An 11,928-nucleotide genomic window follows, 5' to 3' on the forward strand; every position below is an offset into this window, starting at 1 on the left:
AGATTTAAAGACCAATCCTTTAAATATGCCATTAATTTTCCTTGATTTCAACCACTTGGAAGGGGTCACAGATTTTGAAAAAATATTCGCAGTATTTTGCAGATTTATAACGTATAAACTAGCAAGACCTTTAAAAAATGCGAATACGATAGCTTGGTAGAGCTAAAATTATCCCATTGGGCAATCTTTCTGTATAATAACTGTAATGTGATATTGAATTTAATCAATCCACAAAGCAAGAAAGTGAAATAGCGTCGTGAAAAAATAGGGATAGACATTTAGATTAGGCGAAAGCGGGGGCTAATGGTATGGTGATGAACGGTGTATTAATGCAATATTTTGAGTGGGACTTACCTGATGATGGTAGTTTATGGAAAAAGTTAGCGGAAGATGCAGAACACTTGGCATCAATCGGGATTTCTCATGTGTGGATGCCACCAGCAACTAAAGGTCAATCGAGTAGTGACGTTGGGTATGGGACTTACGACTTGTTTGATATTGGGGAATTTGATCAAAAAGGGACGGTTCGTACCAAATACGGGACCCGCCAAGAATACCAAGCGGCCATTGATGCCTTACATGAACAGGATATTTGGGTGCTAGCGGATGCTGTTTTAAATCATAAAGGTGGGGCTGATGAAACGGAAGTATTCCAAGCCTACCCAATGAACCCAACAAATCGACAAGAAAAACTTGGAGAAGCCCGGGATATTGAAGGTTGGACTAAATTTACTTTTCCGGGTCGGAATGGTGAATACTCAGATTTTATTTGGGATTTTAACTGCTTCTCTGGGATTGACTTTGATCAAAAAACAGGTGAAAGTGGTATTTTCATGATTAAAGGTGAGAATAAGGGTTGGGCCGATAATGAAGATGTTGATAGTGAAAATGGGAACTTCGACTACTTAATGTTTGCAGATATCGATTATGGTAATCCTTATGTTCAAGAAGAAGTCTTAAAATGGGCGCATTGGTATCTAGATACTTTTAATTTAAATGGCTTTAGAATGGATGCCTTAAAACATATCGATTTTGCTTTTATCGACCAACTGATATCTGCTTTACGAGAAAGTAATCCAGATATTTATGTTGTAGGGGAATACTGGCAAAGTAATACCGGTGTACTTTTCGATTATTTAGCGGAAACGGATTATCAAATTGACCTATTTGATGTGGCCTTACATCAACGTTTTAAACAAGCAGCTACATCGTGGGATCAATTTGATATGGGATCACTGCTTGAGGGATCACTTTTAAAAGATCGACCGGATCTAGCTGTACCATTCGTCGATAATCATGATTCTCAGCCTGGACAAGCCCTCGAGTCGTGGGTAGATGAATGGTTTAAACCGATTGCTTATGGTCTGATTCTCTTACATCAATCAGGCTTACCAGCTATTTTCTACGGAGACTATTATGGTATTGAAAGTATCGACTACCAAGGTTTCCAAGAGACCTTAGATAAGCTTTTAGCCTTAAGACGGGAAAATGCCTACGGTGACCAACATGATTATTTTGACCATAAAAATTGTATCGGTTATACCCGAACTGGCGATGATGAACATCCAGATGGCCTCGCTTTTATCGCAACTAACGGTGAACAGGCGAAGAAGCGTATGTATGTAGGAGAACTCCATGCTGGAGAAGAGTGGGTAGACGCGATGGGTGAAATTGAAGAATCGGTAACCATTGAAGGTGATGGTACTGGTGTATTTAAAGTACATGCTGGGTCAATGTCCGTTTGGGTAAACAAGTCTGATGCAGAGCATATTGACGGTGAAGCAGATGAAGATTTTGAAGATACTAGCTATCTTGAAGAAACCCCAACTGAAGAAATGGCTGAACCGGATGTAGAAGCAGCACAAGTGGCAGATGCACAAGTAGCTGCTGCTGATCAGAGCGCGTAAGTAGTACTTAACCCACATGGTCTAACGTTTAGAAATCTGCTAATCAATGGTACAATAGGTCAGTAAAATTCAAGTATGGGTAGTAAAGGATGGAATTTGTTTATGACAGTAGAAAATACACGAGGATTTGAGAAAATCTCGGCCTATGCCAATGATGAGGCAATTACATTACCAAGACGTTCAACAACTTTATCGGCTGGCTATGATATCGCAGCAGCTGAAGATATTATTGTACCGGCAATGTGGAAGACTGGTGTGAAGCATGTGCTAAAAGACCTTGCGCATTTAAATGTAGCAGGTGAAGTAGACGAAAGTGCGATGAAACCAGTGCTAGTGCCAACAGGTTTGAAAGCTTATATGGGCGAGAATGAATACTTACAATTAGCTTGTCGGTCTTCAAACCCGCTTAAACGTGGGCTTTCATTACCTAATGGGGTAGGTATTGTTGATGCAGATTACTACAATAATGAAAATAATGAAGGTCATTTATTTGTTCAATTAGTAAACTTTGGTTTACGTGACGTTCAAATTAAAAAAGGTGAGCGTATTGCGCAAGGGATTTTCCTTTCTTTCTTAACGACTGCTGATGACCAGCCAAGTGATCAAGTACGTGCAGGTGGTTTTGGCTCTTCTGGTCAATAATCGTCAGTTGCTATTGTTCAAATAAATAGAAAGGAGTGAAGTCCATTATGGCGAAGAAAACGACAACGAAATATGTGTGTCAGGCTTGTGGTTATGAGAGTGTGCAGTTCTATGGCAAGTGCCCGAATTGTGGGGCATGGAACCAAATGGAAGAGGAACGCTTATATGGAAAGACTATTGCGCATCCTGAAACGCGCGCTGGGCATGCCAATTCAAGCCGAATGAAGCCACAAAAATTGGCGACGGTTCAAGGGGAAGAAACCCCGCGTATCCAAACCCAATTAGGCGAACTAAATCGCGTCTTAGGTGGCGGTGTCGTGCAAGGTTCGCTGGTTTTAATTGGCGGTGACCCAGGGATTGGGAAGTCAACTTTAATGCTACAGGTATCAGCTGAATTGCATCAGAGTGCTGGGCCAGTTTTATATGTGTCCGGAGAGGAATCGATGCATCAAATCAAGCTGCGAGCGGACCGACTCGGATTTGAAGGTGCTGATTTCTATGTTTATGCGGAAACTGATATGGCGGCTATCCAAGATGCCATTTATGACTTACAACCGCGCTTTGTAGTGATTGACTCTATTCAAACTATGACCCACGAGGATGCGACATCAACGGCTGGATCAGTTGGCCAAGTCCGCCAAACGACAGCAGAGTTAATGAAATTAGCCAAGTCACAAAACATCGGCATTTTTATCGTTGGGCATGTGACGAAAGAAGGTAACATCGCTGGACCGCGTATTCTGGAACATATGGTGGATACTGTACTGTATTTTGAGGGTGAGAAGCATGATACTTTCAGGATTTTACGGGCAGTGAAGAACCGGTTTGGATCGACAAATGAAATAGGTGTCTTTGACATGCAACAAGACGGCTTACATGAAGTGGCTAATCCGTCTGAACTCTTTTTAGAAGAACGGCTAGCTGGCACTAATGGATCAGCGGTGGTTGCTTCGATGGAAGGAACACGACCGATTTTAACGGAAATTCAAGCGCTACTTACACCTACCTCGTTTGGGAATGCCCGTAGAACAGCTTCTGGGTTGGACTATTCACGGGTATCACTCATTATGGCTGTACTTGAGAAGAGAGCTGGTTTAATGCTTCAAAATCAAGATGCCTACCTCAAATCAACTGGTGGTGTCCGTTTAGATGAACCAGCGATTGACCTAGCTATAGCAGTAGCTGTGGCTTCTTCATACCGAGAAAAAGAAACCAAACCAACTGATTGTTTCGTTGGAGAAATTGGTTTGACTGGTGAAATTAGACGGGTGACAAGAATTGCGGAACGTGTTCAAGAAGCTGAAAAATTAGGTTTTGAGCGGATTTTTATCCCTAAAAATGCCTTATCAGGTTTAACTGGCAAACAAAAAATACAAGTAGTTGGTGTAACTACTGTAAGAGAAGTGTTGAATGCGATTTTTCCAAAATAGATAAATACTGGAGAGTTTGGACCGAACGGTATTCAAGCTCTCTTTTTATCTCTAACATGTGTCATATGTTAATTTCAGGTTAAGATGATAAATACTAGACTGTATTTTAAGTAAGTTTATTGTGTAAATGTAAACAAAAAGTTATACTATAAAAAGCGGTAGTATAGTAAAGAAACCGCTTCATAATTTACTTTTTAGAAAAGGTGGTGAATAAAATGAACGAAAGGTTTTGGAAAATATTGTCTCACGTACTCATTGTGATACTAGGATCTTCAATAGGGTATTATGTATTACCGTTACTTTGGGACATGATCAATATCAATATTAGCTTTTTCTATTATCCATTGTTTAACATCGTACTTGGTGCAATTATTCTTTTTCTTATTTACGGATTAACACAGCCTTTATTGATGCGTTTTTTTCGCAATATCGAGCGTGACATGCGTCAGTTATCGATCGAAAAGCTTTTAGTTTCTGCAGTAGGTGTTATTATTGGGCTAGTTTTAGCTTGGTTAATCAACATTCCCTTAGTGGCGATTGGTTGGCCATTCATTTCAAATATTTTGCCAATTGTCTTAACCATTGTCTTAGGTGTATTAGGTTTCTATATCTTCTCTAATAAGAGCGCTGAGATTATGGAAATGCTTACCCGTTTTCCGCAGGTGAGACGTAGTGAATCAACGAATACGGCTATTGCTGAAGATGTACAATCAGATAAGGAGACACAGGAAAGTAACATATCAACTCCCTCAGAAGGTCTTGATATATATACGGATGCCTTACTATCACTTAGACAAGCTGCGGATGAGGCTTACCAACCTTATAAAATTTTAGATACATCGGTGATTATCGATGGACGGATTTTAGATGTCTTAAAAGCCGGCTTTATCGAAGGCGTGATAGTAGTACCCAACTTTGTATTGAAAGAATTACAATACATTGCAGATTCAGCAGATTCATTGAAGCGAGTTCGTGGCCGTCGCGGTTTGGATATTTTAAATCAAATCCAAGCGCTAGATGATGTGGTGGTAGATTTCTACGCCGGTGATTTCGATGATGAATCGGAAGTAGACTTAAAATTATTGCGTCTAGCCAAATTAGTGGATGGTGTTGTGGTAACCAATGATTATAACTTGAATAAAGTGAGTCAATTCCACAAAATTAAAGTATTAAACATTAATGAGTTAGCGAATTCATTGAAATCTGTTGTGATTCCTGGCGAAACGATTTCTGTACATATTGTAAAAGCTGGTACTGAGCGTCAACAAGGGGTTGCCTACATGGATGATGGCACGATGATTGTTGTTGAAGAAGGGAAACATCATATTGATGAGACCCTTTCAGTAGAGATCACCTCAGCTATTCAAACCAATGCAGGACGCATGGTCTTTGCCAAAATAGCTGACTAGATATATAATTATAATGATGGAAAATTAGGTTGGTATTTTTACCAGCCTATTTTGATTGAAAACATAAGATAAAAGGAGAAATCAACATGTCAGATAAAGTACGCGTACGCTATGCGCCAAGTCCAACTGGCCATTTACATATTGGGAATGCTCGTACCGCCTTGTTCAACTATTTATTCGCTCGTCACAACGGCGGGGAATTTATTATTCGTATTGAAGATACCGATACAAAACGGAATCTTGAGGACGGAGAAAGATCTCAACTAGAAAACTTACGGTGGTTGGGTATTGAGTGGGATGAAGGTCCAGATAAGCCAGGTGAATACGGCCCTTACCGTCAATCTGAACGTAAAGATATCTACGACCGTTACCTAACAGAATTACTAGACAAAGGCTTGGCTTACTATGCATTTGATACATCTGAGGAAATCGAAGCAGAACACGAAGCGCAAGTCGCAAATGGTGAAACACCACGTTATATTGGTAAATGGCGTGATAAATCACAAGAAGAAATCGACGCAGCACGTGCAGAAGGCCGTCCAGAAACAATCCGTTTCCGCGTACCTGACAACACCACATATACCTTTGATGACATGGTAAAAGGGGAAATCTCTTTCGAATCAGCAGCGATTTCAGGTGACTTTGTTATCCGCAAACAAGATGGTATGCCGACATACAACTTCGCTGTTGTGGTGGATGACCATTTGATGGAAATTACACACGTATTGCGTGGTGACGACCATATTGCGAACACACCTAAACAATTAATGATTTATGACGCATTAGGATTTGAACGTCCAACATTCGGTCATATGACATTAATCGTTAACGCTGAAACAGGTAAAAAATTATCTAAACGTGACGGTTCAATCTTACAATTTATCGAACAATACCGTGATTTAGGTTACCTACCGGATGCAATGTTTAACTTTATTACATTATTAGGTTGGTCTCCAAAAGGCGAAGAAGAAATCTTCTCACATGATGAATTAATTGAGATCTTCGATACTGACCGTTTGAGTAAATCACCAGCAGCCTTTGACAACAAAAAACTAGAATGGATCAATAACCGTTATATGAAAGCAGCGGATGCTGAAGACGTAGCGAAATTAGCGATTGACCATCTACAAAGAGCTGGTCGTATATCTGAGACATCAACAGCAGAAGAACGTGCATGGACTGAAAAATTAGTTTCATTATATAAAGATGAAATGTCATATGCAGCTGAAATCGTTGATTTATCAGACATGTTCTTCCAAGATGAACTACACATCGCAGATGATGCTAAAGAAGTATTAGCTGGTGAAGGTGTAGCGGATGTCTTAAAAGCCTTCCAAGCGAAATTAGCTGAAATTCCAGCTGATGACTTCAAAGAAGAAAATATTATGGCAGCAATCAAAGCTGTTCAAAAAGAAACTGGCGTAAAAGGTAAAAACTTATATATGCCAATCCGTGTAGCTACTTCAGGTGCACAACACGGTCCTTCTATTGGTTTAACAATTGAAGTATTGGGTAAAGAAAAAGTAGCCCACCACTTAGACCAAGCTCTAGCAAGTTTATAATCAAACATTTAACATCCCCTATCTAAGCTTAAAAACTTGGATAGGTTTTTTTATATTTAAACGGTACAAAAAGCTATAAGTAAATACAAAATTTGCTTAAATTTTGTCGAAAATCACCATCGTATTTATGTATAAAAAAATATAAAACGTTTAAAAATCCCTAATTTATCGTATTCTATGAAAATTAGAAGATACAATTTGTTATTTCTTTTAGGAAACTTGTGAATAAGGATTGATAATAGTTCATCTCCACCCCTATACTATGACTAGATTAAACACAATATATAGGGTTAAAAAATAAACAAACCACAATTTATTGTGTTATTTAATAAAAAGCGAGGAGTAATGACCATGACTATTACAGTTTACGCAAAGAGTGGCTGCCCACAATGTGTATTTGCTAAGAAATACCTTGAAGCGAAAAAAATTCCTTTTGAAGAGAAACGGGTAGATCTAGAGGACATGTATCTAGATGAAGTAAAAGAATTAGGGTATTTGTCTTTACCAGTAATTGCAGACTCAACAGGAAACCATTTCAATGGTTATAGACCTGAAAAGATGGAAGCTTTGGTGGAAGCATGGCAAGCATAGTTTATTATTCATTAACGGGTCAAACCAAACGTTTTATCAATAAAGTTCAAGGCTTCGATACTTATGAGATTTCATCAGCAGTAGCACCAGTGAAAATGACTGAGCCTTTTATTATGGTGATTCCATCATATGAAAGTCATGTGTATGGTGACGTGATTGAAACGGCTGAAGAATTTTTAGAATGGGCGGATAATGCAAATTTATGCAAGGGCTTTTTTGGTGGGGGTAACCGCAACTTTGCCCAATTATTCTGTGTAACAGTAAAGGAACTATCTGCTGAGTTTGATATTCCTGTCTTACATGGATTTGAGTTCCAAGGATCTGCCTATGACGTGGCTAAGTTAACAGAGGAGTTAGAGAAAATTGACAGATACCAAGAAATTAAAAATTGAAAATACGAAAGACATTACTTATTTTAAGCTTAACAATATGGTAAACATCCCAACTGCTGACAAGCAAATACAATTAAATAAAGACCGTGAAGCGGTTAGGGCTTATTTCTTAGAATATGTGAACCCGAATACGGTTTTCTTCCATACATTAGAAGAAAAATTACAGTATTTAGTAGACAACGATTATATTGAAGAAGGCTTCTTAAATAAGTATTCTTTCGATTTCATCCAATCCTTGTTTGATCATTTGTATAGCCATAAGTTCCGCTTCAAGAGCTTTATGGGTGCTTACAAGTTTTACACGCAATATGCCCTAAAAACCAATGACAACAAACGATTTTTAGAAAGATATGAAGATCGAATTGCTTTTACTGCTTTGTATTTAGCAGAAGGCAACGAAGATTTAGCTTGGCATATTGCTGAAGAGCACATTGAACACCGTCTACAAATGGCTACACCTACCTTCTTAAACGCTGGTAAAAAGCGTCGCGGTGAGATGGTTTCTTGCTTCTTAATTGATGTCCAAGATAATATGGAGTCGATTGGTCGTGCAGTAAATTCCTCACTTCAACTTTCTAAACGAGGTGGTGGTGTAGGGGTTAACTTGTCTAACCTTCGCGAAGCGGGAGCCGCAATTAAGGGTATTGAAAATGCTGGTTCAGGTGTTGTGCCAGTAATGAAACTGTTAGAAGATGCCTTTTCTTATGCTAACCAATTGGGTCAACGAAATGGTGCTGGGGTTGTTTATTTAAACGCCTTCCACCCGGATGTGTATGAGTTCTTATCTACTAAAAAAGAAAATGCCGATGAGAAAATTCGCGTGAAGACCCTATCTTTAGGACTGGTTGTGCCTGATAAATATTATGAACTATTGAAAACAAATGAACCTATGTACTTGTTTAGCCCATATGACGTGGAAAGAATCTACGGCGAGCCATTTGGTTACGTGGATATCACTGAACACTACGAGAATATGGTCGCCAACAAAGAAATCAAGAAATATAAAATCAATGCTAGGGAATTAGAACAAGAGATTTCTCGTCTGCAACAAGAGTCTGGTTATCCTTACATCATGAATGTGGATACGGCCAACCGGGAAAATCCAGTCAATGGGACCATTACCATGTCTAACTTATGTTCTGAAATCATGCAAGTGCAAAAGCCATCTACTCTAAATGAAGATTTAACATATGAAGAAGTTGGTTTAGATATTTCTTGTAACTTGGCTTCAACCAATATCACGGAAATGTTGAAGGCGAATGACTTTGAAAAAGCGGTGGATACAGCTGTGCGTGCTTTAACTGCAGTTTCTGATATGACCTCAATCCAAGCAGTACCAAGTGTTGAACGCGGGAATTCAGCCTATAACTCGATTGGATTGGGGGCGATGGGACTACATACAGCCCTTGCTACCAACCAAATTCATTATGGGTCATCTGAAGCGCTAGAGTTAACGGATGCTTACTTTATGGCATTACGTTACTATGCCTTGAAGACCTCTAACCAGATTGCTAAGGAACGTGGAGAAAGCTTCTTTGAATTTGACCAATCAGCTTATGCTGATGGTTCTTACATTCGTGACCGTTACATTAACAACCAAGAACCGTTCGTTTTCCAGTCTGAGAAGGTAGCTAAGCTATTCGACCATATTCACCTGCCAACACCTGAAGACTGGCAAGCATTGAACGAGGCGATTATGACAGACGGCCTGTACAACGCCTACCTGTTAACCGTTGCACCAACCGGATCGATTTCATATATCAACGAAGCATCGTCATCTATTCATCCAATTGTGCATCTAATTGAAAATCGTCAAGAAACGAATATTGGGTCAATGTTTTATCCAGCACCATACTTGGATGATGATACTATCCAGTATTACAAATCTGCTTACGAAACGGATATGCGTCAAGTAATCGATACTTATGCAACAGCACAAAAACATATTGACCAAGGGATGTCCTTGACCCTGTTTATGCAATCAACTATTCCACAAGGTTTATATGAATGGAAAAATGGTAATACGGACAAAATGACTACTCGTGACCTTAACCGCTTGCGTAATTATGCTTGGGCACAAGGGATCAAATCGATTTACTATGTGCGGACTTATACAGATGACTCCGATAAAGAAATTGGCGTTGACCAATGTGAATCATGTGTGATTTAAAACGTAAACGAGAGGAAAATTAATAATGACACAAGAAAATAAAAAATACTTTAACCAGATTTTGGGTGGAGAACCAACAAATGATCATGTTTTATACTATAAATCCATCGACTGGGACCGGGTAGAAGATGCGATTGATAAGTCAACATGGGAAAAATTGACCTCACAATTTTGGTTGGATACACGTATTCCGGTATCTAATGACCGTGATGATTGGCGAATCCTAACTGATGAAGAACGTGATGTAGCCAACAAAGCCTTTGCTGGCTTAACAGCTTTAGATACTTTACAGTCTGAAGAAGGCGCAAACGTTATGCGTGATGCTGTTCGGACACAACACGAAGAAGCGGTATTGAACAATATCCTATTTATGGAGTCAGTACATGCTAAATCTTATTCAACAATTTTTATTTCATTGAATACAACTCGTGAAATTGATGAGATTTTTGACTGGGCTAACAACAACGAATACCTTCAATACAAGGCGCGTCGTATCAACGAAATTTACCAAAATGGTACTGGTCTACAACAAAAAATCGCTAGTGTATTCCTAGAAACTTACTTATTTTACTCAGGATTTTATGCACCACTTTGGTATTTAGGTAATAATAAACTAGAGAATGTAGCTGAAATTATCAAGTTGATTATTCGTGATGAGTCTGTTCACGGTACTTATCTAGGTTATAAATTTCAATTAGGCTACAACCAACTTTCAACTGATGAACAAAATGCATTAAAAGACTGGATGTATGCGCTGCTATTTGACTTAATGGAAAATGAAGAGAAATATACCGAAGAAATCTATACACAAGTAGGCTGGACGAAAGAAGTTAATACCTTTGTACATTATAATGCCAATAAGGCCTTACAAAACTTAGGATTTGAACCCTTCTATCCGGACGGGACAGCAGAAAATGTTAACCCAATTGTGATGAATGGTATTTCAACAGATTCAAGTAACCATGACTTCTTCTCACAAGTAGGAAATTCATACTTAATGGGTGAATCAGAAGCGATGGGCGACGATGATTACGACTTTTAAATGTCCAATCAGTATAAGTAAAAAAACTGGTTCTCAAGCCAGTTTTTTGTGGTTAAATAAGCCTTTTATGCAGATTAACCGACATCCATGAGAAATTATTCGTAGTTTCACCGAACAATCCCTTGCAATGGAAATATATTGTTCGTACAATGGAGGTAACAAAAATAAAGGGGCTATTTATCATGAACTACTTACAAGAACGTATTTTAAGAGATGGTACTGTTATTGACGAAAAGATTTTAAAAATTGACTCATTCCTAAACCACCAAATCGACCCGAAAGTGATGCATGACATCCAAAGTAATTTCTTTGATTACTTTAAATCACGTGAAATTACCAAAGTATTAACCATCGAAGCAAGTGGTATTGCACCTGCTATCATGGTAGCTGCACACTTCCAAGTACCAATGTTATTTGCAAAAAAATCTGAACCATCAACACTTGCTGGACAAGATAAATTCTCAACATTAGTACATTCATTTACTAAGAATAAAACAAGCGAAATTATCATCTCTAAAGAATATTTAAATGAGAATGATAAAGTACTGATCATTGACGATTTCTTAGCGAATGGTGAAGCGAGTCTAGGTTTAATTGACTTAGTGAAACAAGCTGGTGCAGAAGTTGTTGGTGTGGGCATCTGTGTGGAGAAATCTTTCCAACCAGGCCGTCAACGCCTAATCGACGCCGGTGTAGACGTTTACTCAGTTTGCCGTATTGCCTCATTAGCTGGCAACAAAGTGACCTTTGTAAATGAAGAAGACGAAGAATTAGCGTAAGCAG

At 38.8% G+C, this 11,928-nt stretch carries 10 protein-coding genes; all 10 read left to right on the plus strand.

The features are described 5' to 3' along the window. Positions 1-311: 311 nt before the first annotated feature. The 10 genes from B2V22_RS03260 to B2V22_RS03305 all read left to right on the plus strand — a co-directional run bounded on the left by B2V22_RS03260 (position 312) and on the right by B2V22_RS03305 (position 11,924). Positions 312-1,907 (plus strand): alpha-amylase, encoded by a 1,596-nt coding sequence (locus tag B2V22_RS03260; RefSeq protein WP_290490596.1) that lies wholly within the window; start codon positions 312-314, stop codon positions 1,905-1,907. A gap of 102 nt (positions 1,908-2,009) precedes the next feature. After that, positions 2,010-2,549 (plus strand): dUTP diphosphatase, encoded by a 540-nt coding sequence (locus B2V22_RS03265; protein ID WP_290490559.1) that lies wholly within the window; start codon positions 2,010-2,012, stop codon positions 2,547-2,549. Positions 2,550-2,596: 47 nt separating this feature from the next. Continuing rightward, positions 2,597-3,979, plus strand: coding sequence for a DNA repair protein RadA (gene radA / locus B2V22_RS03270; protein WP_290490560.1), 1,383 nt, complete (start codon positions 2,597-2,599; stop codon positions 3,977-3,979). A gap of 215 nt (positions 3,980-4,194) precedes the next feature. After that, positions 4,195-5,388, plus strand: coding sequence for a PIN/TRAM domain-containing protein (locus B2V22_RS03275; RefSeq protein WP_290490561.1), 1,194 nt, complete (start codon positions 4,195-4,197; stop codon positions 5,386-5,388). Positions 5,389-5,474: 86 nt separating this feature from the next. Next, a complete protein-coding gene (gltX, locus tag B2V22_RS03280) occupies positions 5,475-6,950 on the plus strand; it encodes a glutamate--tRNA ligase (RefSeq protein WP_290490562.1) in 1,476 nt (491 codons plus the stop codon). Between the two features lie 351 nt (positions 6,951-7,301). Continuing rightward, a complete protein-coding gene (locus tag B2V22_RS03285) occupies positions 7,302-7,541 on the plus strand; it encodes a glutaredoxin domain-containing protein (RefSeq protein WP_290490563.1) in 240 nt (79 codons plus the stop codon). After that, positions 7,529-7,933: a class Ib ribonucleoside-diphosphate reductase assembly flavoprotein NrdI gene (gene nrdI, locus B2V22_RS03290; protein ID WP_290490564.1), complete on the plus strand. Its 405-nt coding sequence runs from the start codon at positions 7,529-7,531 to the stop codon at positions 7,931-7,933. The genes B2V22_RS03285 and nrdI overlap by 13 nt, the downstream gene beginning before the upstream one ends. Next, positions 7,905-10,103, plus strand: a complete 2,199-nt coding sequence (gene nrdE / locus B2V22_RS03295; protein ID WP_290490565.1) for a class 1b ribonucleoside-diphosphate reductase subunit alpha — start codon at positions 7,905-7,907, stop codon at positions 10,101-10,103. Before nrdI ends, nrdE begins: the two co-directional genes overlap by 29 nt. A gap of 25 nt (positions 10,104-10,128) precedes the next feature. Next, positions 10,129-11,145, plus strand: coding sequence for a class 1b ribonucleoside-diphosphate reductase subunit beta (nrdF, locus tag B2V22_RS03300; protein ID WP_290490566.1), 1,017 nt, complete (start codon positions 10,129-10,131; stop codon positions 11,143-11,145). A 182-nt stretch (positions 11,146-11,327) separates the two neighbouring features. Then, entirely contained in the window at positions 11,328-11,924 is a 597-nt protein-coding gene (locus B2V22_RS03305; protein ID WP_290490567.1) for a xanthine phosphoribosyltransferase, read from the plus strand. Positions 11,925-11,928: the final 4 nt, after the last annotated feature.

It is taken from the genome of Aerococcus sp. UBA6277, assembly GCF_002440555.1.
Taxonomy (GTDB): Bacteria; Bacillota; Bacilli; order Lactobacillales; family Aerococcaceae; genus Aerococcus.